Below are 24,576 nucleotides of genomic sequence, written 5' to 3'. Positions count from 1 at the left end.
TCAGCCGGTGAGACAATAATGTCTCGTATGGGTTAGGGTTGTCTCATGACTCTCGACCGTGAGCAGGTGCTGCGCAGTGCCGCCACCCTGCTGACCCACAAATCCACCGCCACCATGGACGAGGTCGCCAAGGCGGCCGGCATCGGCCGCGCCACCCTCCACCGCCACTTCGCGGGGCGGGACGCGCTGGTGAAGGCGTTGGAGGACCTCGGGATCCGGGAATTCGAAGCGGCCCTGGATGCCGCCGCCCTCGACGAGGGCACCTCGGAGGAGGGGCTGCGCCGCCTTGTCGCGGCCGTCGAGCCCGGAGCCGGACTGCTGTCCTTTCTCGTCAACGAGAACCAGCTCTTCGAGGGCGACGAGGTCCACGAGGGCTGGAACCGGCTCGATGCCAGGGTCTCCGCCTTCTTCCGGCGCGGTCAGGAGCGCGGCGAGTTCCGTATCGACCTCACCCCGGCCTGGCTGACCGAGGCCCTCTACGGGCTCATCGGCACCGGCGCCTGGTCCGTCCAGACGGGACGGGTGGCCGCACAAGACTTCCAGTACATGATCGTCGAGCTGCTGCTCGGCGGAGCACGGCGGAGCGTGAAGCAATGACCAGCATCGACCAGCACCAGGAAACCGTGGACGTGGTACGCCGCCCCGGGCGGTGGATCGCCCTGGCCGTGCTCGTGCTCGCGGTGCTGCTGGTGGCCGTCGACGCCACCGTGCTCGGCCTCGCGACCCCGTTCCTCAGCGAGGACCTCGAACCGACCGGCACCCAGCTGCTCTGGATCGGCGACGTCTACTCCTTCGTCATCGCCGGACTCCTCGTCTCCATGGGCAGCCTCGGTGACCGCATCGGCCGCAAGAAGCTGCTGCTGATCGGCGCCGTCGCGTTCGGCGCGGTCTCCGTGCTCAACGCGTACGCGCACACCCCGGAGATGATGATCCTGGCCCGAGCGCTGCTCGGTGTCGCGGGCGCCACCCTGATGCCGTCCACCCTGGCCCTGATCCGCAACCTCTTCCACGACCCGCGCGAACGCAGCCTCGCCATCGGTATCTGGGGTGCCATGGCCTCCGCGGGTGCGGCGGTCGGCCCCGTCGTCGGCGGATTCCTCCTCGAACACTTTTGGTGGGGCTCGGTCTTCCTCATCAACCTGCCCGTCATGGCGGTGCTCGTGGTCGTCGGCATCAAGCTGATCCCCGAGTCGAAGAACCCGGCACCGGGCCCCTGGGACCTGATGAGCGTCGCGCTCTCCCTGATCGGCATGATCGGAGTCGTGTACGCCATCAAGGAGGTGGCCGCGCACGGGGCGAGCTGGGAGGTCGGAGCGGCGGCCGTCATCGGCGTCGCCGCGCTCGCCTGGTTCATCCGCCGGCAGCTGAAGCTGCCCGCGCCCCTGCTGGACATGCGGCTCTTCCACCACCGGGGCTTCTCCGGCGCGGTCCTCGCCGATCTGCTGACCATCCTCGGCCTGTCCGGGCTGGTCTTCTTCCTCTCCCAGTTCCTGCAACTGGTCCAGGGCCGAGGCCCGCTGGAAGCCGGGCTCGCCGAACTGCCCGCGGCCATCGGCGCGGTGACCGCGGGTCTGCTGGCCGGATTCGCGGCCCGCCGATTCTCGGTCCGCTCCGTGGTCTCCGGCGGACTCGCGGCGGTCGGCCTGGCCCTGGCGTCCGTGACCCTGCTCAGCAAGGACACCGGATACCCGATGCTCGGCGGCATGCTGCTGGTCGTCGGCGTCGGTGCCGGGTTCGCCTTCACCGTCACCGCCGACGTCATCCTCTCCAGCGTGCCGAAGGAGCAGGCCGGCTCCGCGTCCGCCGTCTCCGAAACGGCGTACGAACTCGGCGCCGCCCTCGGTATCGCGCTGCTCGGCTCCATCGTCACCGGGGTCTACCAGGACTTCGTGACCCCGCAGGGCATCCCCTCCGACACGGCGGCGGCCGCCCATGAATCCCTGGGCGGTGCCGTCGAAGCGGCCGGCGGCCTGCCCGCCGGGCAGGCGGATCCCCTGATCTCGGTGGCCCAGGAGTCGTTCGTCGAGGGGCTGCAGCTCGCCGCGGGGGTCGGTGCCTCGGTGCTCCTGGCCACCGCGGTCGCCGCCTGGTTCCTGCTGCGGGGCCAGAAGCTGGAGGAGGGCATCGAGCACCCGTAACCGCCCGTGGCCGCTACGCGAAAGGGCCCGCGACCTCTCGGGGTCGCGGGCCCTTTCGCATACGGTTCAGGCGGCCTTGGCCTTCGTGGCGTACATGTCGACGTACTCCTGGCCGGACAGCCGCATCACCTCGGCCATCACCGAGTCCGTCACCGCCCGGAGCACATAGCGGTCGCGGTCCATGCCCTCGTAGCGCGAGAACTCCATCGGCTCACCGAAGCGCACCGTGACCTTGCCCGGACGGGGCAGTCCGGCGCCGCCGGGCTGGAGCTTGTCCGTGCCGATCATCGCGAACGGCACCACCGGCGCGCCCGTCATCAGCGTCAGCCGGGCGATTCCCGTACGGCCCCGGTAGAGGCGGCCGTCGGGGGAGCGGGTGCCCTCCGGGTAGATCGCGAAGGCATGGCCCTCGTCCAGCACCCGGCGCCCGGTCATCAGCGCCGCCACGCCGCCGCGTCCGCCGTCCCGGTCCACCGGGATCATGCCGCAGCCGGTGAAGAACCAGGCCATCAGGCGGCCCTTGAACCCCTTGCCCGTGACGTACTCGTCCTTGCCGATGTAGAACACCGGCCGGTCGCAGCAGATCGGCATGATCATCGAGTCGATGAACGTGAGGTGGTTGCCCGCGAGGATCACCGGCCCGGTCCCGGGGATGTTCTTCGCGCCTTCCACCTGCGGGCGGAACATCAGGCGCAGGATCGGTCCGAGCACTGCCTTGATGACCGTGAGTCGGGACAACGGTTCCTCCGGTGTCGTGGCCGGGCCGGCCGAGGTGCGGTGAGGGTCTGTGCGGATGCGGGTCTGTGCAGGTGAGGACGATACTCGCGGGTACCGCCTGATCGCACATCGGGTTCACGAAGCGGATACGCGGTGTTGACGTGTGTTTGCGCCATGTTCGCCGCGGGGCTGCCGTGCGGACGGCCCGGCTGCCTACGATCGGCCCTCGCTCGACAGGTACCAGACATTACATGCGAGGAGCATTCATGACAGAGCGTGAGCGGACGAGTCCCGGCCGGCGGACCCTTCTGGGGGCGGCCGTCCTCGGTACCGCGGCCCTCGGGCTGTCCGGTACGGCGCAGGCCGCCGAGCGGGGCCGCGGCGGCCACGGCCACGGCTCCTTCCGGGACCTGCCCGTGCCGACCGTCATAGGCCACCGGGGCGCCAGCGGCTACCGCCCCGAGCACACTCTCGGCTCCTACCAGCTGGCGCTCGACATGGGCGCGCACATCGTCGAGCAGGACCTCGTGCCGACGAAGGACGGCCATCTCGTGTGCCGCCACGAGAACGACATCACCGCCACCACGGATGTCGCCGACCACCCCGCGTTCGCGAGCCGTCGGACCACCAAGAAGGTCGACGGGGTCTCCCTCACCGGCTGGTTCACCGAGGACTTCACCCTCGCCGAGCTGAAGACGCTGCGGGCGAAGGAGCGCATCCCGGGCACCCGTCAGGAGAACACCCTCTACGACGGCCGCTGGGAGATCCCCACCTTCGAGGAGGTCCTGCGCTGGGCCGACAAGGAGGGCCGCCGGCGCGGCCGGCCCGTCTGGCTGTACGTCGAGACCAAGCACCCCACGTACTTCCGCGGACTGGGCCTCGGCCTGGAGGAGCCGCTGGCCCGGCTGCTGCGCCGCCACAACCGCCACCGCGCGAACTCTCCGCTCATACTCCAGTCCTTCGAGCCCGGCTCCGTCCAGCGGCTGTCCCGGCTGGTCGCCACCCCGCGTGTCGTCCTGCTGTCCGGCCCCAAGGAGCGCCCCTGGGACTTCGTGGAGGCCGGGGACCCGCGTACGGTCGCGGACCTCGTCACGCCGGCCGGTCTGAAGTGGATGGCGTCGTTCGCCCAGGGCATCGGCCCCACGCTGGACCTGATCATCCCGAAGGACGCCTCCGGCCGGCTGACCTCGCCGACCGCTCTGGTGAAGGACGCGCACGCACAGGGCCTGGTCCTCCACCCGTACACGATGCGCAACGAGAACAGCTTCCTGCCCGCCGACTTCCGCCGGGGCACCGACCCCAGCGCGTACGGCGACGCCTTCGGCGCGTTCCGGGCGTACTTCGCGACCGGCATCGACGGGATCTTCTCCGACAACCCGGACACCGCGCTGCTCGCGGCGGCGGACTTCGCCGGGAACTGACGTACCTGCTCCGGCGCCGTGCTGAGCACCGTCCGCCGTCAGCCACCCGGCCGGACATGCCCCGGTCGGGTGGCGCTCCCCGCGCACGGCAACCGGGTGCGGGCCGGGCACGTCCGCTGGGGCATGACACTTCATGATCATGCTCCGGCCGCATCCGCCGCATCCGCCGCATCCGCCGCATCCGCCGCATCCGCCGCGTCCGGTCCGTCCGCCGCGTCCGCCGCCCGTGTCGTCCGCGCCCTGCACCCCCTGGTGCGTGCTGAGGCGACGGCCGAGGCACCCGCCGCCGCGGTCGACCCCGCCGATCTCGAACAGGCCGTATGGCTGCGGCTGATGGAGCGGCTGGCCGCGGTGGGGCCGCCGGACGACTCCGCCCGCTGGGTGCGCGACTCCGTACGGGCGGAAGCCCGCCGGGCCCGCCGCAGGGCCCGGCACGAACACCCGTACGCCGGAAGGGAGCCCGTCGCCGGCCCGTCCGGCTGCCCCGAGCGCACCGCGCTGCGTGCCGCCGAACGACGGGCGCTGCGCGCGGCGGTGGCCCGGCTGCCCCGGCGGTGTTCCCGGATGCTGGAGGCGATGCTCGCCCCGGGGGATCCGACCTACCGGGAAATCGCAGGGGAGTTGGGTATGTCACAGGGCAGTTTGGGTCCCATGCGTTCCCGTTGCCTTGGATGTCTGCGCAGAATGCTCGCGGCGGAGGTTGTCGCTCCTGAACTGCGGGGATAGGAGCGGGTAGACAACCGGCGGACAGGTGAGCGGGAGGCATGCACACATGGGCATGAGCGTGACCATCTCGGCGGCGACCACACAGGACGTCGAGCAGATCTTCAAGCTTCAGTACCTCTGCTTTCAGAGCGAGGCGGAGCTCTACGACAACTACCGGATAGACCCTCTCGTCCAGACCCTCGAATCGGTGCGCGGTGAAGTCGCCGAGGACGTGGTGTTCGTGGCCAGGCTGGGTGAGGAAGTGGTCGGTTCGGTACGCGGATTCACCGACCAGGACGGTACGGGCCAGATCTCCAGGCTCTGCGTCCATCCCCGGCTCCAGGGGCACGGCCTCGGCGCCCGTCTGCTGCGGGCCGCGGAGGCGGGCCTGGCCGAGGGCCGGTCGGCCACCCGCTTCCGGCTGCGCACCGGGCACCGCAGCGAGAACAACCTGCGGCTCTACCGCAGGGCGGGCTACGCGCGGGTGGGGGCCGCCACCGGGGCGGACGGGGTGCGGATGATCCTGTTGGAGAAGGACGCCGACGCGCGGGCCTACGCGGCCAGCGCCTGAGCGGTCCGACCGGCCCGCTCCGGTCCGGTCCGTACGGACTGTTCCGGGTCCGTCGGGACCGGTTCAGGAGGTCTTCGCGCGGCGCAGCCAGATCATCCCGGTGACCGGCAGGATCACCGGGATGAACAGGTATCCCATCCCGAAGTCCGACCACACGGTCGCGTCGGGGAAGGCGGACGGTTCCGCCAGCGTCCACGCACCGACGACGAGCACCCCCACCAGCTCGGCGGCGCAGCACACCAGCGCCGCCCTCCGGGCCTTCTCCCCGCCGCGCACCAGCGAGTACGTGATGAATCCGTACACGACGGCCGCGACGGCGGACAGCACATAGGCCAGCGGCGCCCTGTCGAAGTCCAGGATCATCTGGACGACCGAGCGGGAGGCGGCCGCCACGGTGAACACTCCGTAGAACCAGACCAGTACCCGTCCGGGCCCGGTGCCCAGCTCGAAGGACGGCTTCGCGGGAGCCTCGGGGCGTTCGGTGTCGGTCACGGTCAGTTTCCCCAGATGTCGTAGAGCCGCACTTCGAGCACCGCCAGCACGACGGCGCCGGCCGCCACCGTCACCGAGCCCCAGCGGGTCCGCTCGGTCAACGACAGGAATCCGGCCGCCGGCACGGTCGCGAAGGAACCGATCAGATAGGCGATGAAGATCGTCATGCCCTGTTCCGGCCGCTCACCCCTGGCCAGCTGCACGATTCCGACCGACAGCTGGGCCAGGGCCAGTACCGAGACGATGGCCATCCCGATGAAGTGCCAGTCCTTCGTGGGCTGGTCCCGGTAGGCGGCGTATCCGCACCAGGCGGCGAGGGCGAGCGCGGACACGGCGACCGCGACCGTCAGGGCGTCAAGCATGAAGCGAGGGTATTACGGACGTGCCGGGCGTCCGCGCGGGGGCCGGGGGCCCTGCCGCCGGGCGCCGGGGCGCACGCGACGGGGCGGCGGTCGCGGGATCGTGGCCTTGGCCACAGCGGCCACCGGCCCCACACCGGCGCACGGGGTCGCCCCCGCAGGAGAAGCCCCCGTGTCGACGCAGGTCACAGCCTTTCCGAGGGGGACTCGGGCCGTGGCCCCGACCGCGCGGCGTGACCATCCACGACTGTCCGCTATTCGGACAGCCTGGTTCGGGGAGGCGATACGTCTGTTTTACTTGGGGACATGACCACGACGAGCAGCCGCACCCTTGCGACCGAGGCGATCAGCACGCCCGGTGCTCGTTGTATGTGTCGAATGCGCGCCTTCTGAGGGCCCCCGCCTGAGCCTCGCGCCCCGAAGCGAGACCGAGCCTGCGCCGTTTGCACCCAATGGAACGAGCCCGCCCGAGCATGCGCTGCCGCCCGGCCCTCCGCCGCGCCCGGCCATGCCGAGACCCATCGGCAGATCAGCCCGAACAGTCTCTTCAGACGAATGCCCCGTGCCCGGCGGACACCGCGCCGCGCACTCGACAGTGACGGAAACCCCTGTGATCACCACTACGGGCCTCACGAAGGTCTACCAGTCGCGCGGCCGTGAGGTCACCGCACTCGACGGCGTCGACCTGCATGTCCGCGAGGGCGAGGTCTACGGAGTCGTCGGACAGAGCGGCGCCGGGAAGTCCTCCCTGATCCGCTGCGTCAACCTCCTGGAGCGGCCCACCTCCGGCACCGTCACGGTGGCCGGTCAGGACCTCACCGCACTCGCCGGCCGCGGCCGGCGCGCCGGCCGGGAACTGCGCGAGGCGCGCAGCCGTATCGGCATGGTCTTCCAGCACTTCAATCTCCTGGCCTCGCGCAACGTCCGGGACAACGTGGAACTCCCGCTGGAGATCCTCGGCGTCTCCGGCCGGGCCCGCACCCGCAAGGCACTCGAACTGCTCGACCTCGTCGGCCTCTCCGACAAGGCGAAGGCCTACCCCGGTCAGCTCTCCGGCGGGCAGAAGCAGCGCGTCGGGATCGCCCGCGCCCTGGCCGGCGACCCCAAGGTGCTGCTCTCGGACGAGGCGACCTCCGCACTGGACCCCGAGACCACCCGCTCCATCCTCGCGCTGCTGCGCGACCTCAACCAGCAGCTGGGACTCACCGTCCTGCTCATCACGCACGAGATGGACGTCGTCAAGACGGTCTGCGACTCCGCCGCGCTGATGCGGCGCGGCCGCGTCGTCGAGTCCGGCACCGTCGGCGAACTGCTCGCCACTCCCGGTTCCGAACTCGCCCATGAGCTCTTCCCGGTCGGCGGCACCGCCTCGGCACCCGACCGCACGGTCGTCGACGTCACCTTCCACGGTGAGGCCGCGAGCCGGCCGGTGATCTCCCAGCTCTCCCGTACGTACAACATCGACATCTCCATCCTCGGCGCGGCGATGGACACCGTCGGCGGCAACCAGATCGGCCGGATGCGCATCGAGCTGCCCGGCCGGTTCGAGGAGAACGTCGTCCCGATCGGCTTCCTGCGCGAGCAGGGTCTGCGGGCCGATGTCGTGGACGAGGAGTCCGCCGCCGTACCGCAGGACGCGGAGTCCGCCGCCGTACCCGGACAGGCCGCCGCCCCGCTCACCAAGGAGGTCGCCAAGTGACCTGGTCCGAAATGCAGCCACTGCTGACCCAGGGCACCGTCGACACCCTCTACATGGTGCTGTGGTCCGCGGTCGTCACCGTGCTGGTGGGGCTTCCGCTCGGCATCCTGCTGGTCCTCACCGACAAGGGCGGGCTCCTCCGGAACACGGTGGTCAACAAGGTCATCGGCGTGATCGTGAACATCGGCCGTTCGCTGCCGTTCATCATCCTGCTGATCGCCCTGATCCCCTTCACCACCTGGGTCGTCGGCACCTTCATCGGGCCGACGGCGATGATCGTGCCGCTCGCCGTGGGCGCCATCCCGTTCTTCGCGCGGCTCGTGGAGACGGCGGTCCGCGAGGTCGATCACGGGCTCGTCGAAGCCGTCCAGTCGATGGGCGGATCGATCCCGACGATCGTCCGCAAGGTACTGCTGCCGCAGGCCCTGCCCTCGCTCGTCTCCGGGGTCACCACCACCGTCATCGTGCTCATCGGCTACTCCGCGATGGCCGGCGCGGTCGGCGGCGAAGGGCTCGGCTCCAAGGCCGTGACCTACGGATTCCAGCGCTTCGACAACCAGTTCATGCTCATCACCGTCGCGCTGCTGATCGTCATCGTGACCGTGATCCAGCTGATCGGCGACGGGGTCGTGCGCCTGCTGGCCCGCCGGGGCCGCACCCTCTCCTGACCCCGCCCGCCCCCTGACTCTCTTCCTCCACCAAGCCCGAACTCCTTGTCCGGGCGCACCACCTCATCACCGAAAGAGGCACTCTTCGTGCGTAAGAACATCAAGATCACCGCAGCTGCCGCAGCCACCGCCGCCGTCGCCCTGGGCCTCAGCGCCTGCGGTACGGACTCCGACCCGGTGTCCAAGAGCGGCACCGGCGCCAAGGCCGACACCTCCAAGGCACTCGTCGTCGCCGCGTCCCCGACGCCGCACGCAGACATCCTCGGCTACGTCCAGAAGAACCTGGCGGCCAAGGAAGGCCTCAAGCTGGAGGTCAAGGAGTTCACGGACTACGTCCTGCCGAACACCGCCACCGAGACCGGCCAGGTCGACGCCAACTTCTTCCAGCACCAGCCCTACCTGGACGACTTCAACAAGAAGAACAACACCCACCTCGTCCCCGTCGGCACGGTGCACCTGGAGCCGCTGGGCCTGTACTCCAAGACGGTCAAGGACCTCAAGGACATCAAGTCCGGCCAGACCGTCGCGGTGCCCAACGACACCACCAATGAGGGCCGCGCCCTCCAGCTGCTCGCCCAGAACGGCCTGATCACCCTCAAGGACGGCGTCGGCACCGACGCCAAGCTGAGCGACATCACCGACAAGAAGGGCCTGGAGTTCAAGGAGCTGGAGGCCGCCACCGTGCCCCGCGCGCTGAACGACGTCGACGCCGCCGTCATCAACGGCAACTACGCCATCGAGGCGAAGCTCAAGCCCTCCACGGACTCCCTGGCGCTGGAGAAGGCCGACGGCAACCCGTACGCCAACATCATCGCCGTGAAGAAGGGCAACGAGAAGGACGCCCGCGTCGAGAAGCTCATCAAGCTCCTCAACTCCGACGAGGTCAAGAAGTTCATCGAGGACACCTACCAGGGCTCGGTCATCCCGGCCTTCGGTACCCCCGCCAATTCCTGACCCCCGCCGGGTACTTGCCGACGGAGCCCCGCGCCTTCCCGGAGGGAAGCGCGGGGCTCCGCCGTGCGGACCCGCCCATGCGCGAGGCCGGGCCGATGCTGCATGCTGTGCCTTTACCCGGTCTTCGGCATGGAGCTGCGCATGACTACCACCTTTCCGTCCATCTCCATCAGCACGGACAGGTTGGTGATGCGCCCCTTCGAGATGGACGACATCCCGGCGTACATCGAGATGATGAACGACGAACTCGTCACCGCCTGGACCGACGGACCGCACCCCTACACCCAGGTCGACGCCGAACGCTGGGTCCGCAGGATCGCCCCGGCCGAGCGCACCACCGGCAACGGAATCGTCCTCGCCGTCACCGAGTTCCTCACCCAGCGCCTGGTCGGCTCCGTCCAGCTGCTGAACACCGACTGGCGCACCCTGGCCACCGAGGTCCGCTACATCACCGCCCCCTGGGCGCGCGGTGAGGGGTACGCCACCGAATCCGTGCTGGCGCTGGCCGAATGGCTCTTCCGCGACCAGCGGTTCGAACGCATCGAGCTGCGCACCCCCGCCGACAACACCGCCTCCCAGCAGGTCGCCCAGAAACTGGGCTGCATCAGCGAGGGCGTCCTGCGCAACGCCCGGATAGCGCGCACCCGCACCGAGAACGGCACGGACGGCGGCTGGACCGACATCCGCACCGATCTGATCGTCTGGGGCCTGCTGCCCGAGGACCTCGAAGGTGTCGCCGAGGAGCTGGCCGACGCCGGCGGCTACGGCACCTACAACGACTGGAACTGACACCGGCGACGACCGGAGGCGACACCGCGCGGCCCCGCCGCCGGGCCCCGGCACGGGCCAGGTACTCTCACCCTGCCCGCCACCCCCGCGGGCACCCCGCCCTGCTGCACCCCGCCTGCTACACCCCAGGAGACAGACGACGATGGCCGACCGGGTCACGGTGATCGGCTGGGACGGCTCGCCACTGACCGGAGCGGCAACGGCCGCGCTGTCGGCCGCCACGCTCGTCGCGGGAGCCGCCCACCACCTCGCACTCCCCGAGATCCCCGGACGCGCCGAACGCATCCGCCTCGGCAGCGTCGACCTCGCCGCCCGCCGGATAGCCGGACACCGGGGCAGCCCCGTGGTCCTCGCCGACGGAGACCCCGGCTTCTTCGGTGTCGTACGCACCCTGCGCGCCCCCGAGCACGGCCTGGAGGTCGAAGTCGTGCCCGCCGTCTCCTCGGTCGCCACCGCGTTCGCCCGCGCCGGAATGCCCTGGGACGACGCACAGGTCGTCGTCGCCCACCCGCGCACCCTGCGCCGCGCCGTCAATGTCTGCCGCGCCCACCACAAGGTCGCCGTCCTGACCTCGCCCGGCGCGGGCCCCGCCGAACTGGCACTCCTGCTCGAAGGGGTTCACCGCACCTTCGTGATCTGCGAGGAGCTCGGCACCGCCCGCGAACAGGTCTCCGTCCTCACCTCCGACAAGGCCGCCGACCACGCCTGGCGCGACCCGAACGTGGTCATCGTCATCGGCGGCGGCCCCGAGACCACCGCGTCCGGCGCCTGGATCGCCGGCCGCCTGCCCGCCTACCCCCAGGGCGTACGCGGCTGGGCGCTGCCCGCCGAGGCGTACCGGGACGGCCCGGCGGACCACGGCGGGAAGGCGGGCGAGGGCGAGTCACCGGCCCTGCGCGCCGCCCAGCTGGCCCGCCTGGGCCCGCGCACCGGCGACCTGCTCTGGGACATCGGCTCCGGCGGCGGAGCGCTGGCCGTGGAGGCGGCCCGCTTCGGTGCGGCGGTGCTGGCCGTGGACAGCGACCGGGCCGCCTGCGACCGTACGGCGGCTGCCGCCCGCGCCTTCGGCGTACCCCTCCAGGTCGTTCAGGGGCGGGCCCCGCACGTTCTCGAACGGCTGCCCGAACCGGATGTCGTACGGATCGGGGGCGGCGGCGTTCCCGTCGTCACCGCGGTCACCGACCGCCGCCCGGAACGCATCGTCACCCACGCCTCGACCCGGGACGAGGCGGAGGCGCTCGGGGCGGCGCTCTCCGGGAACGGATTCACCGTCGAATGCTCCCTGCTCCAGTCCGTCGACCTGGACACCTCCGGGTGGGCGGAACGCGAACGGTCCGTTGTCTTCCTGCTCTCCGCACGGCGTTCGGACCTCGCCCCCTGACCTGTGCGGCGCGCCGATCGGGGTAGGCTGGCCGATCGTTGTACCGCGCCCGGCCGTTCGTCGCTTCGTTCGTCAATGTCCGGAAAAGGGGACCGTTTTGGTCCCCGTTGTGGTACGGCAGATCCCGGGGACGCGCGAAGTGGCGCAGTCCACAGAGAGCCGTGGCAGAACTGCCTGTCGCGGCGGCGTACGGCCGCGAGAATATGAAGAGGTCCGCGGGCGTTTCGTGCCGCGCGGCGAGCCCGCTCGTTCTTGTTGACGAGCACCGGCGTGCCGTGGTTCGGGCGTCCCGGGCGAAGGGCCGAAGGAGCACTGACGATGGGCGAGGGGTACGCATGACTGACACCGGCCAGATCCCGGGCGAGGGACTGCCGGAGAACGCAGGCATGGTGGAGCAGCCGGGCATCCCCGCCCCGGACGCGTACACCTTCCTCGATCCCTCCGAGCACACACCCGAGGACGACGATCTTCTGCTGATGCCGACTTCCCAGGGCGCGTGGAGCGACCCGCAGGTCGTTCCCGCCCCCGTTCCGGGCCAGGCCGTTGAGGGCGCCGCCGCGTACCCGCAGGCACAGGGGCACGCCCCGGCGGCGACGGCCGAACAGGCCGCACCGCAGGCGCAGACCCAGGCCCAGGCGCAGCCGGCTGTTGCCGCGCAGGGCCGGGCCGCGTACGCCGGCCGGCAGCCCGGCGCCGCCCACGGCACCCATGAGTCCGGTGGCCGGGACACCGGTTCCGTCGACCTCAACGGTGTACGGATCCCGGGCCCCACGCCCGCCCCCGCGCAGGTCCCGGCGGCCGCGCACGCCGCCGCCCCCACGCGCCGCCCGCTGCACCGGGGCCCCGCGTCCGCCGAGGCCCCCTCGTACGGCGGTACGCCGACCGGCGGTGTGGTCCGCTCCCTCGCCGACCGCGGCCCCGCCGGAGCGCCGCAGCCTCCCGTGTCCGCACGCCATGCAGGGCCGCCCACGGCGGGCCCGCAGTACCTCGACGCCCCCGCCGGGGAGACCCCGCTGCTGCCCGGACCGCAGCTGGGCGAGATCCCGCCGCAGAGCGGTGCTCCGTGGTCCGCCCAGCCCCCCGTGCAGCCCGAGGCCGTGGTCCAGCCGGAGCAGGCTGTCCAGCCGGAGGCCGTGGTCCAGCCGGAGCCGGTGGTGCAGCCCGAGGCCGCCGCCGTGGAGACGGCCGTTGTCGTGGAGACGGCCGCTGTCGCAGAAACGGTCGCTCCTGAGCCGACGGAAGCGCAGGCTCCGGACATCCTGAACGAGGTACCGGCACCGGCGGAGCCGACCGCCGAGGCTCCGGCCGCGGTGGCTCTGGCCGCGGTGGCGGAGGAGTCCGCGGAACAGTCCGTACCCGTCGAAGGGCCGGAGGCCACGCCGCCGCAGCACGCCCCGGCCCCGGTCGTGGAGGCCGCCCCGACGGAGGCCGCCCCGACGGAGGCCGCGCTGCCGGAGGCCGTCGTCGAGGCGGAAGCCGCGCCCGTGCCCGAAGCCGCGCCCGTGCCCGAAGCCGTCGTGGAAGCGCCCGTGGAAGCCGTTGCCGAGGAGCCCGCGGCGACCGCACCCGCTGAGACCCCGGTGATGGCCCCCGCCGCGCCCCCCGTGGAGGCGGAGCCCGTCGCGGAGCCGTTCCTGGCGGAAGCAGTGCCGCCCGAGACCGTCGAGACCGCCGCGCCGGTGGAAGCGGCACCCGTCGAAGCGGCACCCGTGCCCGCCGATGCCGCGCCCCCCGTCGTGGTGGAGGCGCCGGCGGAGGTCGCGGCCCCGGAGCCCGCCGCGGAGCCGGAACCCGTCGCCCACGTGGAGCCGGAACCCGTCGCCGCCGCGCAGCCGGAAGCCGTTCCCGATGACGCCACGGGGCCCGAGATCATCGAGACCCCCGAGCTCGTGGAGCCGGTACAGGCAGAGATTCCGGCCGGGACCGAGCCCGCGCCGGCCGAGGAGCAGCCCTCCCAGGAGCAGCCCTCCCAGGAGCAGCCCTCCCAGGAGCAGTCCGCCGAAGCGCAGTCCGCCGGAACGGAGCCCGCCCCGGCGGAGCCCGCCGAGGAGTTCACTCCTCCCGCCCCCGGCTACGACGACGCCGAACGCGAAGCGGTCCTGCGCGTCATGCGAGAGCGCCGCGACATCCGCAACGGCTTCCGCAGCGACCCGATCCCGCACGAGGTCCTGCTCCGGGTCCTCGAAGCCGCGCACACGGCCCCGAGCGTGGGCCACTCGCAGCCCTGGGACTTCGTCGTCATCCGCTCCGCGGAGACCCGCCGCTCCATGCACGAACTGGCCCAGCGTCAGCGCGACGCCTACGCCAGCTCGCTCCCCAAGGGCCGGGCCAAGCAGTTCAAGGAACTGAAGATCGAGGCCATCCTCGACACCCCGGTGAACATCGTCGTCACCGCCGACCCCACCCGTGGCGGCCGGCACACCCTCGGCCGGCACACCCAGCCGCAGATGGCCCCGTACTCCTCGGCCCTCGCGGTGGAGAACCTGTGGCTCGCCGCACGCGCCGAGGGCCTCGGCGTCGGCTGGGTCAGCTTCTTCGACGAGCGTGAGATGGTCCGCGCGCTCGGACTGCCCGAGCACCTCGAAGTCGTCGCTTACCTCTGTGTCGGATACGTCGACGAGTTCCCCGAGGAGCCCGAGCTGATGCAGGCGGGCTGGTCCAAGCGACGACCGCTCTCCTGGGTCGTTCACGAGGAGACGTACGGGCGCCGCGCCCTGCCCGGCGAGGAGCCGCACGACCTGCTCCAGGAGACCATCTCCAGCATCCGCCCGCTGGACGCCAAGGCGCTCGGCGAGGCCTGGGAACGCCAGAAGCGGATGACGAAGCCCGCCGGTGCGCTCGGCATGCTGGAGATCATCTCCGCCCAGCTGTCCGGGCTCTCCCGGATGTGCCCGCCGCCCATTCCCGAGCCCGCCGCCGTGGCGATCTTCGCCGGGGACCACGGGGTGCACGCCCAGGGCGTCACCGCCTGGCCGCAGGAGGTCACGGCCCAGATGGTGGCCAACTTCCTCGGCGGCGGAGCCGTCTGCAACGCCTTCGCGGCCCAGGTCGGCGCCGAGGTCTGTGTGGTCGACGTCGGTGTCGCCTCCGAACTGCCCGCGACGCCGGGACTCCTGCCGCGCAAGGTGCGCCCCGGAACGGCGGACTTCACCACGGGGCCCGCCCTCAGCCGGGAAGAGGTCCTCGCGGCCGTCGAGGTCGGCATCGAGACCGCCCGCGATCTGGTCGCGGCAGGCAACAAGGCGCTGCTGACCGGCGAGATGGGTATCGCCAACACCACCGCCTCCGCCGCGCTGATCTGCGTGTACACCGGTATCGACGCGGCCGAGGTGACCGGCCGGGGGACCGGTATCAACGACGAGATGCACGCCCGCAAGGTCGATGTCGTCCGCCGGGCGCTCGACCTGCACCAGCCGGACCCGTCCGACCCGATCGGTGTGCTCGCCGCGGTCGGCGGCCTGGAGCACGCCGCGATGGCGGGCTTCCTGCTCGGCGGCGCGTCGCTGCGTACGCCGGTCATCCTGGACGGCGTGAGCGCGGGCGCGGCGGCCCTGGTCGCGCGGGCCATCGCCCCCGAGGCCCTCGCCGCCTGCATCGCCGGTCACCGCAGTGCGGAGCCCGGCCATGTCGCCGCGCTCAACAAGCTGGGCCTGCGCCCGCTGGTCGATCTCGACCTGCGCCTCGGCGAGGGCACGGGAGCCCTGCTCGCGCTCCCGATCGTGCAGAGCGCGGCCCGCGCGATGCACGAGGTGGCCACGTTCGATTCGGCGGGCGTCACCGAGAAGTAGCCGCGCCCCACCCGTGCGCCGGGCGGACCACACGGCCCGCCCGGCGCACGACGGCACCCCTCGGGTGCTCCCCGGGCCGGTCCGCGGCGGCGGTCGAGTCCGCCGCAGATGTTCCACCGGCCGGCCGCCCTCCCCGCCGGTCGACCGCCCCCTCACCCGCACGCCACCCCGCGTATCGTGGTGCCCACCCCGCGCGCGCCCCGCGCCGTATCCCCCCGCACGTCACAGCCGCTCCACCGCCGCAGCGGCCCCCTACGCAGCACCCGTACGAGGAGTCCGCACCGCCATGGCCGAGCACGCCGATCACCCCGCGTACCCCGTCGGACTGCGCCTGAACGGGCGCCGCGTCGTCGTCGTCGGCGGCGGCCAGGTCGCGCAGCGCCGCCTGCCCGCGCTCATCGCGAGCGGTGCCGACATCACGCTCGTCTCCCCGTCCGCGACCCCGTCCGTCGAGGCGATGGCCGACACCGGCGAGATCCGCTGGGAGCGCCGCCGGTACGAGGACGGTGACCTCGCCGACACCTGGTACGCCCTCGTCGCCTGCTCCGACCAGGCCGCCGCCGACGCCGCCTCGGCCGAGGCGGAGCGCACCCGCACCTGGTGCGTCCGCAGCGACGACGCCGAAGCCGCCACCGCCTGGACCCCGGCCACCGGCCGCAGCGAGAACGTGACGGTCGCGGTTCTCACCACCACCTCGCAGGGCCGGGACCCCCGCTACTCCGCAGCCGTGCGCGACGCCATCGTGGAGGGCCTGCGCGACGGCACCCTCGCCGCCCCGCACCACCGCACCCGCGCCCCGGGTGTCGCGCTCGTCGGCGGCGGTCCCGGTGACCCCGACCTGATCACCGTCCGGGGCCGCCGGCTGCTCGCCGAGGCCGACGTGGTCATCGCCGACCGGCTGGGCCCCCGTGACCTGCTCGACGAACTCCCGCCGCACGTCGAGGTCATCGACGCGGCGAAGATCCCGTACGGCCGCTACATGGCGCAGGAGGCGATCAACCAGGCGCTGATCGAGCACGCCAAGGCGGGCAGGGCCGTCGTCAGGCTCAAGGGCGGCGACCCGTTCGTCTTCGGCCGGGGCATGGAGGAGGCCCAGGCGCTGGCGGCCGAGGGCATACCGTGCACCGTCGTCCCCGGAATCTCCAGCTCCATCTCCGTGCCGAGCGCGGCGGGCATCCCGGTCACCCACCGCGGCGTCGCCCACGAGTTCACCGTCGTCAGCGGCCACGTCGCCCCGGAGGACCCGCGCTCCCTGGTCGACTGGGCGGCGCTCGCACAGCTGCGGGGCACGCTCGTCCTGCTGATGGCCGTCGACAAGATCGGCGCCATCGCCGCCGCTCTGATCGCCCACGGCAAGGACCCGCTGACCCCGGTCGCCCTGGTCCAGGAGGGCACCACGGCCGCCCAGCGCCGGGTCGACGCGACGCTCGCCACCGTCGGCGAGCGCGCCGTCGCCGAAGAGGTGCGCCCGCCCGCCGTGATCGTCATCGGTGAAGTCGTCGCGGTCGGCCCGGTCCCCCTCGTACCCTCCGCGGAGTAACCGGCGGTAACAGAGTTTCATCCAAGGCGTTGGCACCACACACCGGACAAGGCAGTATCACCCTGTGGCAGATCTCATCACCGTCGACGATCCCGACGACCCGCGCCTGCGCGACTACACCGGCCTGACCGATGTCGAGCTCCGGCGCCGCCGTGAGCCGGCCGAGGGCCTCTTCATCGCCGAGGGCGAGAAGGTGATCAGACGGGCCAGGCACGCCGGGTACGAGATGCGGTCGATGCTGCTCTCCGCCAAGTGGGTCGACGTGATGCGCGACGTCATCGACGAGGTCCCGGCACCCGTGTACGCGGTCTCTCCGGAACTCGCCGAACGCGTCACCGGCTATCACGTGCACCGGGGTGCACTGGCCTCCATGCAGCGCAAGCCGCTGCCCACCGCCGAGGAACTGCTGGGCACGGCCCGCCGGGTGGTCGTCATGGAGTCGGTCAACGACCACACCAACATCGGTGCGATCTTCCGCAGCGCCGCCGCCCTCGGCATGGACGCCGTGCTGCTCTCGCCGGACTGCGCCGACCCCCTGTACCGGCGTTCGGTCAAGGTCTCCATGGGCGCGGTCTTCTCCGTCCCGTACGCCAGGCTCGACGCCTGGCCCAGGACGCTGGAGAGCGTACGGGGAGCGGGCTTCACGCTGCTCGCGCTCACCCCCGACGAAAAGGCCTCCAGCATCGACGAGGCGGCACCGCACCGGATGGAGCGGGTGGCGCTGATGCTCGGAGCCGAGGGGGACGGGCTGTCCACACAGGCGCTGATGGCCGCCGACGAATGGGTCCGTATCCCCATGGCGCACGGCGTCGACTCACTGAACGTGGGAGCGGCGGCCGCGGTCGCCTTCTACGCCGTGGCGACAGGCCGCCCGCAGAGCTGACCCCGGCCCGTCCGGCCGGGGCCTGTCCGACCCTAGAGGGCCCGTCCCGGAACCGGCCCGCCGGGAGCGGCTGCCCCCGGCGGGGTGTGCTGCGCGCCGACGGCCCGGTCGTGCGGCGACCGGGGTACGTCCATCCCGCGCGCCGGTCCCTGACAGCCCTGCGCCGCCGCGATACCCAGTGCCACGAGCAGTGTCACGACGACGAAGACCACCAGCCGCTGCCGGAGCAGTCGCGGATTCGCCGGCCGGCGCCCCGGTGAAGTGGTCCGGTTCCCGCCCCGTGTGCCCGGCCTCCCGTTCGTCGCGCCGGGGCGCTTCCCGGACCGCGTGGTGTTGCGGGGAGCCTGCTGGGGGCGCGGGTCTCCGGTGCGGGAGGCGGCCGGACGCGGCCCGGTGCGCCTGCTCCGCTGCGGCCGCGAGGAGGACGGGCCCTCCGAACGGCGGGTGTGCTGCTCGGTGTACGGGCCGTCCAGGCGGCCGGTCGGGCGGTCCAGCTCCTGCGCGGAACGCTGGGCGGGCGGCCGGCTCTCGTGCAGGCCCTGCGCCTCCCGGGCCGCGATCTCCTTGAGCCGCATGGAGAGTTGCAGCGTGCTCGGCCGCTCCTCGGGGTCCTTCGCCAGACAGGCGCGCACCAGCGGGGCGAGCGCGTCGTGCACATCGTGCAGCTGCGGCTCCTCGTGCACCACGCGGTAGAGCATCACCTCGGAACTGCCGTGCCCGAAAGGCGAGTCGGCCATCGCCGCGTACGCCAGGGTGGCACCCAGCGAGAAGACGTCCGTCGCGGGTGTCACGGCCGCGCCCCGGACCTGCTCGGGCGCCAGGAAGCCGGGCGACCCCACCGCCGTACCGACATGGGTCAGCGTGCTCGCCCCGGTCGCCCAGGCGATACCGAAGTCGATGATCCGGGGACCCTTGGGGGAGAGGAGGATGTTCGACGGCTTCAGGTCCCGGTGGACGACACCGGCCTCGTGCACCGCCACCAGTCCCTCGGAGAGCGCCGCTCCGATCGAGGCCACCTCGGCGGCCGGCAGGGGCCCCTCCTCGGCGACCTTGTCGTGCAGTGAGGGGCCGGGGACGTACTGCGTGGCGAACCAGGGGCGGTCCGCCTCCAGATCGGCGGCGACCAGCCGTGCCGTACAGCCGCCCCGGATCCGCCGGGCCGCCGACACCTCGCGTGCGAAACGCGAACGGAACTCCTGATCCTCCGCCAGGTCGGGGCGGATCACCTTGAGGGCGACCCGCTGACCGCGACGGTCGGAGCCCAGATAGACGACACCCATGCCGCCCGCGCCGAGTCGCCGGTGCAGCCTGAACGAGCCGACGAGACGCGGGTCCTCGCGCCGGAGCCGCATCATCGCCATCGTCTGCCCATCCCCGCTGCCTGGTCCGCCTGACGAGGCACAGCTTACGTACCCGGCGCCCGGCTCGCTCAGAGGCCGCGCCCTCGCCGGAGATTCGATTGTCAGTGCCGGGTGGGAAGCTTGAAGAGTGGTCAGGGAGCCGTGGATCCGGGCTCCCCGCCCCGTGCGAGATCTCAAAGGACCGTCGCAGAAGGGGGATTGGATCAGTGAAGGGCGATCGCGTGGAGATAGTCGTGGACGCGGGAGACACGACCAGGACCTACGAGGTGGTGGCCTCCAGGGCGGGCCGCAGAGTGGAGACCGCCGTCCGCCGGGGGGTGGTGGAAGTGAGTGAAGTCACCCGGAACGGCACGGTGGTGCGCACCGCCCGCTTCATGGCGACCAGGGTGCTCGCCCTGGTCGAACAACCGGTACCCAGGGAGGACAGCTCCGAGCGACCCCTCCGGGATGACCCCCAGCCCTGAGGCCCGGTCTCCACCCAGGGGAGTACGCCGACTACCCACAGCTCATCCTCCGGGAGGCCCGGCAATCGGTACGCGGGCATGACGACCCCTGCCCGCAGCTTCCCTAATGTGGAGATCAAGCGGCGGGCGAACACTCGTCCCCCGAGGTCAACGCCCGTCGCCCCACATCAGGTCAGGAGAGGAACCATGTCGGACACGGCAACGCGGACCATGATCCGCACGCAGGGACGCAGGGCATCCGCCGCGTTCGGCGCCCGTCGGTCCGGCACGCGCCACCCCTTGGTGGCGACGGCCATGGTTCTTCCTCTGGCGGCCCTGCTCGTAGTCGTCTTCGGCGGCTGGGAGGCAGTGGTCACACAGGCGTCGTCCGTGGCGGTGATGCTGGGGCGCTGAGCGGCGCCCCGGGTCCGGAAGAGCGGTCCGGACCGGGACATCCGGCCAACAACCCCGTGGGGACGGGGGTGCGGCGGACGGCAGCGTTTGTCCGGTCAGCTGGGGAGCTGACCGGACATCGCGCTGTCCGGCCCCGCGCTGTCCGGCCCCGCGCAGTCACCCGCTCCCCCCACCCGCGGTCTTCCTGCCCGCAAGCCCTCCGCTCCCGCCCCCCCCAAGCACCCTTCGCTCCCCGCTCCCCGCTCCCCGCTCCCGCCCCCGGCTCCCGGGCCCGGCGCGTACGCTCGACGCGGGACCGGCGGCAGGACCGGACCGATTACCGCGGGGGAGCCGTTGAGTACCACCACAGTCGTAACGGAGCTGGGCACCCTCGCTCACGACCGCTCCCACCCGCCCGCCCCCCGGTGCGTCTGCGCCCCGCCGCAGGTACTGGCGGACCGCCCCGACGGCACCGTGGTCCGCAGCGGCCCGGTCGTCGCCAAGGCGCACGCCGCGGACACGGACCGCGAGGCCCTCGCCGCCCGCGTCGCCCTGGCGGCCGCCCCCCAGCTGGCCGGCATCCTGCTCCCGCCCCTGCCCGCGCCGCCGGGCGGCCCCCGCCCCGGCCGCCCCGTCACCCTCTGGCCGCACGGCGAACCCGTCGACCCGGCGGACCCCGACGCCGCGCCCTGGGAGGAGGCCGCCGCCCTGCTCGCCCGCCTCCACCGCACCCGGTCCCCGCTGCCGCTGCCCCCGATGCGCGGCCCCGCCAAGGCCGCCGCGGCCGTTGCCCGGATGCGCGCGGCCCGCCCCGGCGAACCGGCCACCGACGCCGTCCTCGCCGCCTGGCGCGGGCTGCCAGCCTGGGCCCGCGGCGAAGAAGCCGCCCCGGGGCACCGTACGGGCTTCCTCTGCCACGGGGATCTGCATCTCGGCCAGCTCGTCCGCCACCCGGCACCGTACGGTTCCTGGCTGCTCATCGATGTCGACGACGCGGGTCTCGGCGATCCGTCATGGGACCTCGCCCGGCCCGCCGCCTGGTACGCGGCCGGGCTGCTGGACCCCGATGTCTGGCTGCGCTTCCTGGCCGCCTACCGGGCCGGGGGCGGCCCGGCCGTGCCCGCCGACGGGGATCCCTGGCCCGCTCTGGATGTGCCGGCGCGCGCCCTGACCGTGCAGACCGCGGCCCTCGCCCTCGCCAAGTCCGTTGCGGAGGGCCGGTCTCCGGATGAGGTGGAGCAGATGATGATCGACACCTGTGCCCGAATTGCCTCCCTCCCGCCCGAGTTGGCGGCCGGACGCTCGTCGTAGGGTGAACCGACCGCCGCCGGGCACGTATTCCGGCGACGGCACACCGAAGGCGAGGAGCCGAGTCGATGATGCAGTGCCCCAAGTGTCACGCCCAGATGCACACGTACAACCGCAATGGTGTCCAGATCGAGCAGTGCAGCGGCTGCCGGGGGATATTCCTCGACTACGGTGAGCTGGAGTCCCTGACCCGTCTGGAGTCCCAGTGGACGCAGCAGGCGCCGCCCGCGCCGCCCGCCCCGCAGGCCTACCCGGCCGCTGCCGCTCCGGCACCCGCGTGGGGCGCCCCGCACCACGGCGGACACCACGGCCACCACCGTCAGAAGGGCTTCGGCCGGATGCTCTTCTCCTCCTGACCCCCTTGTCGTACCGCGGGTCCGGGCACATCAGGTCCGGACCCGCGGTACGCGCTGCCGTGCGCGCCGGCGCGACGACCGCGATCCCGGTACGACAGAACCCCCGGTCGTCGGAACGACCGGGGGTTCTGGCTGGTGCGCGATACTGGGATTGAACCAGTGACCTCTTCCGTGTCAGGGAAGCGCTCTCCCGCTGAGCTAATCGCGCAGGGTGACCCTGCGTGTACTGCGTGCGCGATACTGGGATTGAACCAGTGACCTCTTCCGTGTCAGGGAAGCGCTCTCCCGCTGAGCTAATCGCGCGGGGGTCCTCGCGGACCGGTGGACGATACTGGGATTGAACCAGTGACCTCTTCCGTGTCAGGGAAGCGCTCTCCCGCTGAGCTAATCGTCCTTGGAGGTGGAGACGGGATTTGAACCCGTGTAGACGGCTTTGCAGGCCGTTGCCTCGCCTCTCGGCCACTCCACCAGGAGTGGGGGTTCGGGAAGATCCCCCACTTTCTGCGAGCGGACGACCAGGTTCGAACTGGCGACCTCAACCTTGGCAAGGTTGCGCTCTACCAACTGAGCTACGTCCGCGTGTCTTTCCCGGTTCACTCGCGTGTCCCGGCGACGTGTTGAACTCTAGCGGATTCCTGGGCCAGTACAAAAACGCGTTTGCGCAGCGTGCTGCGGTGCCTTTGCCCCGGCGCAGGTCATCGTGCGCCGTCCTAGACTCACCAGAGTGTTCGACCTCGCCCCAATGGCCCGCTTCGGCGGCCTCGTCGCCTCCGGTCTGCAGGATGTGACCAGTGATCCCGCGGCCCTCGACTCGTCCGGCTTCTGGGCCGTATGCGCCGATTTCGAAGGCCGCCTCGTCTGCGCCCGCTTCTCCACCGTACGGAGGGAGCCGGTGCCCGCCCCCGTCCCCGGAGCATGGCGCGGTCCCGCCGTGGGGGACTGGACCTCATCGATGGACCGCGACGCCTACAAGGCGGGCGTGCGGCGGATCCGTGAACACATCGCGGCGGGTGAGGTCTATCAGGCCAATCTCTGCCGCGTGATGTCCGCGCCGCTGCCGGCCCCGGACACCGCCGACGTGGACGCCCTCACCGCGCTGCTGGCACGTGGCAACCCCGCCCCGTACGCAGGAACGATCCGGCTGCCCGCGCAGGGCGTCGAGATCGCCACCGCGTCCCCCGAGCTGTTCCTCGCGCGAAACGGGCGGACCGTCGAGTCCGGGCCGATCAAGGGCACCGGGCGCACCGAGGACGATCTGCTGGAGAAGGATCACGCGGAGAACGTGATGATCGTCGACCTGGTCCGCAACGACCTGGGCCGGGTCTGCGCGACGGGCAGTGTGAGCGTCCCCGATCTCTGTGTGGTGGAGAAGCACCCCGGGCTCGTCCACCTCGTCTCCACCGTCCGAGGACGGCTGGCCGACGGGGCGGGCTGGCCGGAGCTGCTGGCCGCGGCCTTCCCGCCCGGTTCCGTCACCGGGGCACCGAAGTCCAGCGCGCTGCGGATCATCGAGGCGCTGGAGACCGCCCCGCGCGGGCCGTACTGCGGCGGGATCGGCTGGGTCGACGCCGACCGGGCCACCGCCGGCCTGGCGGTCGGCATACGGACGTTCTGGATCGACCGGGCCGGCCCCGCGCCGGTGCTCCGCTTCGGTACCGGGGCGGGGATCACCTGGGGCTCCGACCCGGAGCGGGAGTGGGACGAGACCGAACTGAAGGCGGCCAGGCTGCTCGCTGTAGCGTCGGGCGCGTTCGAGGAGACAGGAAGGACCGGTTCATGAGGATTTGGGTCAACGGCGAACTGCGGGCCGCCGACGATGCCCGGCTGTCCGTGCTCGACCACGGGCTCACCGTGGGCGACGGCGTCTTCGAGACGGTCAGGACCACCCACGGCCGCCCGTTCGCCCTGACCCGGCATCTGGACCGGCTGACCCGCTCGGCGCGGGGGCTGGGACTGCCCGATCCGGATCCCGACGAGGTCCGCCGTGCCGCCGAGGCCGTTGTCGAGGCCAATCCCATGGCGCTCGGCCGGCTGCGGATCACGTACACCGGCGGTCTGTCCCCGCTCGGCTCCGACCGCGGCGACGCCGGTCCCAGCCTGGTCGTGGCGCTGGGCGGGGCGGTCCGCCGCCCCGACACCACGGCCGTGATCACCGTTCCCTGGACGCGCAACGAACGCAGCGCACTCGCGGGGCTCAAGACCACCTCGTACGCGGAGAACGTCGTGGCCCTGGCCCGCGCCCATGAGCGGGGCGCTTCGGAGGCGCTGTTCGCCAACACGGCCGGGCGGCTCTGCGAGGGCACCGGGTCCAATGTCTTCGTCGTTCTCGACGGGCAGATCCACACCCCGCCCGTCGCCTCCGGGTGCCTCGCCGGGATCACCCGCGCGCTGGCCGTGGAGTGGACGGGGGCGCGGGAGACGGACCTGCCGATGGACGTGCTGGAGCACGCCGAGGAGATCTTCCTGACCTCCACGCTCCGGGACATCCAGGCCGTCCACCGGGCCGACGCGCGGGAACTGCCCGCGGCACCGGGACCGGTGACGGCGAAGGCCATGCGGATCTTCGACGAACGCGCCGGGGACGACCTCGACCCGTGACGCCGGAACCCC

Annotated in this window: 23 protein-coding genes and 5 tRNA genes; 19 read left to right on the top strand and 9 right to left on the bottom strand. The window is 72.1% G+C overall.

Features of this window, described 5'->3' with window-relative positions; all coding sequences use genetic code 11:
* Positions 1–45 precede the first annotated feature (45 nt).
* Positions 46–597, top strand: a complete 552-nt coding sequence (locus OHA98_RS26695) for a TetR/AcrR family transcriptional regulator (protein WP_266929270.1) — start codon at positions 46–48, stop codon at positions 595–597.
* Positions 594–2,138: an MFS transporter gene (locus OHA98_RS26690; protein ID WP_266929269.1), complete on the top strand. Its 1,545-nt coding sequence runs from the start codon at positions 594–596 to the stop codon at positions 2,136–2,138. The genes OHA98_RS26695 and OHA98_RS26690 overlap by 4 nt, the downstream gene beginning before the upstream one ends.
* 66 nt (positions 2,139–2,204) lie before the next feature.
* On the opposite strand, the gene OHA98_RS26685 is transcribed toward OHA98_RS26690, so the two are convergent.
* Complete coding sequence (locus tag OHA98_RS26685; RefSeq protein WP_266929268.1) at positions 2,205–2,876, bottom strand: 1-acyl-sn-glycerol-3-phosphate acyltransferase; 672 nt, start codon at positions 2,874–2,876, stop codon at positions 2,205–2,207.
* A gap of 245 nt (positions 2,877–3,121) precedes the next feature.
* Here OHA98_RS26685 and OHA98_RS26680 point away from each other — a divergent pair, with 245 nt between their 5' ends.
* The 3 genes from OHA98_RS26680 to OHA98_RS26670 all read left to right on the top strand — a co-directional run bounded on the left by OHA98_RS26680 (position 3,122) and on the right by OHA98_RS26670 (position 5,552).
* Positions 3,122–4,276, top strand: coding sequence for a glycerophosphodiester phosphodiesterase (locus tag OHA98_RS26680; RefSeq protein WP_266929267.1), 1,155 nt, complete (start codon positions 3,122–3,124; stop codon positions 4,274–4,276).
* 123 nt (positions 4,277–4,399) lie between these two features.
* Positions 4,400–5,002: a sigma-70 family RNA polymerase sigma factor gene (locus OHA98_RS26675; protein ID WP_266929266.1), complete on the top strand. Its 603-nt coding sequence runs from the start codon at positions 4,400–4,402 to the stop codon at positions 5,000–5,002.
* Positions 5,003–5,048: 46 nt separating this feature from the next.
* Positions 5,049–5,552 (top strand): GNAT family N-acetyltransferase, encoded by a 504-nt coding sequence (locus tag OHA98_RS26670; protein WP_266929265.1) that lies wholly within the window; start codon positions 5,049–5,051, stop codon positions 5,550–5,552.
* Between the two features lie 63 nt (positions 5,553–5,615).
* On the opposite strand, the gene OHA98_RS26665 is transcribed toward OHA98_RS26670, so the two are convergent.
* Both OHA98_RS26665 and OHA98_RS26660 read right to left on the bottom strand, forming a co-directional pair.
* A complete protein-coding gene (locus OHA98_RS26665) occupies positions 5,616–6,044 on the bottom strand; it encodes a hypothetical protein (RefSeq protein WP_266929264.1) in 429 nt (142 codons plus the stop codon).
* 2 nt (positions 6,045–6,046) lie between these two features.
* Complete coding sequence (locus OHA98_RS26660; RefSeq protein WP_266929263.1) at positions 6,047–6,406, bottom strand: hypothetical protein; 360 nt, start codon at positions 6,404–6,406, stop codon at positions 6,047–6,049.
* 607 nt (positions 6,407–7,013) lie between these two features.
* Between OHA98_RS26660 and OHA98_RS26655 the strand changes: the two genes are divergently transcribed.
* The 8 genes from OHA98_RS26655 (at position 7,014) to OHA98_RS26620 (ending at position 18,105) form a co-directional block, all read left to right on the top strand.
* Positions 7,014–8,102: a methionine ABC transporter ATP-binding protein gene (locus OHA98_RS26655; protein ID WP_266929262.1), complete on the top strand. Its 1,089-nt coding sequence runs from the start codon at positions 7,014–7,016 to the stop codon at positions 8,100–8,102.
* Entirely contained in the window at positions 8,099–8,770 is a 672-nt protein-coding gene (locus tag OHA98_RS26650; RefSeq protein WP_266929261.1) for a methionine ABC transporter permease, read from the top strand. Before OHA98_RS26655 ends, OHA98_RS26650 begins: the two co-directional genes overlap by 4 nt.
* Before the next feature lie 87 nt (positions 8,771–8,857).
* Positions 8,858–9,724 carry a MetQ/NlpA family ABC transporter substrate-binding protein gene (locus OHA98_RS26645; protein WP_266929260.1) on the top strand — a complete coding sequence of 289 codons (867 nt, stop codon included), beginning with the start codon at positions 8,858–8,860 and terminating at the stop codon, positions 9,722–9,724.
* A 102-nt stretch (positions 9,725–9,826) separates the two neighbouring features.
* Positions 9,827–10,513, top strand: a complete 687-nt coding sequence (locus OHA98_RS26640; protein WP_266929259.1) for a GNAT family N-acetyltransferase — start codon at positions 9,827–9,829, stop codon at positions 10,511–10,513.
* Between the two features lie 142 nt (positions 10,514–10,655).
* Entirely contained in the window at positions 10,656–11,894 is a 1,239-nt protein-coding gene (cbiE, locus tag OHA98_RS26635) for a precorrin-6y C5,15-methyltransferase (decarboxylating) subunit CbiE (protein ID WP_266929258.1), read from the top strand.
* Positions 11,895–12,229: 335 nt separating this feature from the next.
* Complete coding sequence (gene cobT, locus OHA98_RS26630) at positions 12,230–15,682, top strand: nicotinate-nucleotide--dimethylbenzimidazole phosphoribosyltransferase (protein ID WP_266929257.1); 3,453 nt, start codon at positions 12,230–12,232, stop codon at positions 15,680–15,682.
* Positions 15,683–15,968: 286 nt separating this feature from the next.
* On the top strand, positions 15,969–17,222 hold the full coding sequence (cobA, locus tag OHA98_RS26625; protein WP_266929256.1) for a uroporphyrinogen-III C-methyltransferase: 1,254 nt from the start codon (positions 15,969–15,971) through the stop codon (positions 17,220–17,222).
* A gap of 64 nt (positions 17,223–17,286) precedes the next feature.
* Positions 17,287–18,105, top strand: a complete 819-nt coding sequence (locus OHA98_RS26620) for an RNA methyltransferase (protein WP_266929255.1) — start codon at positions 17,287–17,289, stop codon at positions 18,103–18,105.
* A gap of 32 nt (positions 18,106–18,137) precedes the next feature.
* Here the strand turns inward: OHA98_RS26620 and OHA98_RS26615 are convergent, their stop codons facing one another.
* Entirely contained in the window at positions 18,138–19,466 is a 1,329-nt protein-coding gene (locus OHA98_RS26615; RefSeq protein ID WP_266929254.1) for a serine/threonine-protein kinase, read from the bottom strand.
* A gap of 206 nt (positions 19,467–19,672) precedes the next feature.
* On the opposite strand from OHA98_RS26615, the gene OHA98_RS26610 reads away from it, so the two are divergent.
* The 4 genes from OHA98_RS26610 (at position 19,673) to OHA98_RS26595 (ending at position 21,966) form a co-directional block, all read left to right on the top strand.
* A complete protein-coding gene (locus OHA98_RS26610; protein WP_266929253.1) occupies positions 19,673–19,930 on the top strand; it encodes a hypothetical protein in 258 nt (85 codons plus the stop codon).
* 186 nt (positions 19,931–20,116) lie between these two features.
* Entirely contained in the window at positions 20,117–20,323 is a 207-nt protein-coding gene (locus OHA98_RS26605; protein ID WP_266929252.1) for a hypothetical protein, read from the top strand.
* A gap of 333 nt (positions 20,324–20,656) precedes the next feature.
* Positions 20,657–21,613 carry a phosphotransferase family protein gene (locus tag OHA98_RS26600; protein WP_266929251.1) on the top strand — a complete coding sequence of 319 codons (957 nt, stop codon included), beginning with the start codon at positions 20,657–20,659 and terminating at the stop codon, positions 21,611–21,613.
* Between the two features lie 65 nt (positions 21,614–21,678).
* Positions 21,679–21,966, top strand: a complete 288-nt coding sequence (locus OHA98_RS26595) for a zf-TFIIB domain-containing protein (RefSeq protein WP_266929250.1) — start codon at positions 21,679–21,681, stop codon at positions 21,964–21,966.
* 133 nt (positions 21,967–22,099) lie between these two features.
* Here the strand turns inward: OHA98_RS26595 and OHA98_RS26590 are convergent.
* From OHA98_RS26590 to OHA98_RS26570, 5 genes are all read right to left on the bottom strand, one after another.
* A tRNA-Val gene (locus tag OHA98_RS26590) sits at positions 22,100–22,174 on the bottom strand.
* A 23-nt stretch (positions 22,175–22,197) separates the two neighbouring features.
* Positions 22,198–22,269: transfer RNA gene (locus OHA98_RS26585), tRNA-Val, on the bottom strand.
* A gap of 19 nt (positions 22,270–22,288) precedes the next feature.
* Positions 22,289–22,360 (bottom strand) — tRNA-Val (locus OHA98_RS26580).
* Position 22,361: 1 nt separating this feature from the next.
* A tRNA-Cys gene (locus OHA98_RS26575) sits at positions 22,362–22,435 on the bottom strand.
* Positions 22,436–22,472: 37 nt separating this feature from the next.
* A tRNA-Gly gene (locus OHA98_RS26570) sits at positions 22,473–22,545 on the bottom strand.
* Positions 22,546–22,708: 163 nt separating this feature from the next.
* Between OHA98_RS26570 and OHA98_RS26565 the strand changes: the two genes are divergently transcribed.
* Positions 22,709–23,746, top strand: coding sequence for a chorismate-binding protein (locus OHA98_RS26565; protein ID WP_266930923.1), 1,038 nt, complete (start codon positions 22,709–22,711; stop codon positions 23,744–23,746).
* Complete coding sequence (locus OHA98_RS26560; protein ID WP_266929249.1) at positions 23,743–24,564, top strand: aminotransferase class IV; 822 nt, start codon at positions 23,743–23,745, stop codon at positions 24,562–24,564. Before OHA98_RS26565 ends, OHA98_RS26560 begins: the two co-directional genes overlap by 4 nt.
* Positions 24,565–24,576 lie beyond the last annotated feature (12 nt).

The sequence above is a fragment of the Streptomyces sp. NBC_00654 genome (assembly GCF_026341775.1).
GTDB lineage: Bacteria > Actinomycetota > Actinomycetes > Streptomycetales > Streptomycetaceae > Streptomyces.
This window is presented reverse-complemented; position numbering and strand designations above follow the sequence as displayed.

Bases quoted from the DNA above. Each gene is read 5' to 3' on its own strand.
- OHA98_RS26595 (WP_266929250.1), top strand. From the start codon at position 21,679: ATGATGCAGTGCCCCAAGTGTCACGCCCAGATGCACACGTACAACCGC.
- cobA (WP_266929256.1), top strand. From the start codon at position 15,969: ATGGCCGAGCACGCCGATCACCCCGCGTACCCCGTCGGACTGCGCCTG.
- OHA98_RS26695 (WP_266929270.1), top strand. From the start codon at position 46: ATGACTCTCGACCGTGAGCAGGTGCTGCGCAGTGCCGCCACCCTGCTG.
- OHA98_RS26565 (WP_266930923.1), top strand. From the start codon at position 22,709: ATGGCCCGCTTCGGCGGCCTCGTCGCCTCCGGTCTGCAGGATGTGACC.
- cobT (WP_266929257.1), top strand. From the start codon at position 12,230: ATGACTGACACCGGCCAGATCCCGGGCGAGGGACTGCCGGAGAACGCA.
- OHA98_RS26690 (WP_266929269.1), top strand. From the start codon at position 594: ATGACCAGCATCGACCAGCACCAGGAAACCGTGGACGTGGTACGCCGC.
- OHA98_RS26615 (WP_266929254.1), bottom strand. From the start codon at position 19,466: ATGGCGATGATGCGGCTCCGGCGCGAGGACCCGCGTCTCGTCGGCTCG.
- OHA98_RS26680 (WP_266929267.1), top strand. From the start codon at position 3,122: ATGACAGAGCGTGAGCGGACGAGTCCCGGCCGGCGGACCCTTCTGGGG.
- OHA98_RS26605 (WP_266929252.1), top strand. From the start codon at position 20,117: ATGTCGGACACGGCAACGCGGACCATGATCCGCACGCAGGGACGCAGG.
- OHA98_RS26675 (WP_266929266.1), top strand. From the start codon at position 4,400: ATGACACTTCATGATCATGCTCCGGCCGCATCCGCCGCATCCGCCGCA.
- OHA98_RS26640 (WP_266929259.1), top strand. From the start codon at position 9,827: ATGCTGTGCCTTTACCCGGTCTTCGGCATGGAGCTGCGCATGACTACC.
- OHA98_RS26670 (WP_266929265.1), top strand. From the start codon at position 5,049: ATGGGCATGAGCGTGACCATCTCGGCGGCGACCACACAGGACGTCGAG.
- OHA98_RS26660 (WP_266929263.1), bottom strand. From the start codon at position 6,406: ATGCTTGACGCCCTGACGGTCGCGGTCGCCGTGTCCGCGCTCGCCCTC.
- OHA98_RS26560 (WP_266929249.1), top strand. From the start codon at position 23,743: ATGAGGATTTGGGTCAACGGCGAACTGCGGGCCGCCGACGATGCCCGG.
- cbiE (WP_266929258.1), top strand. From the start codon at position 10,656: ATGGCCGACCGGGTCACGGTGATCGGCTGGGACGGCTCGCCACTGACC.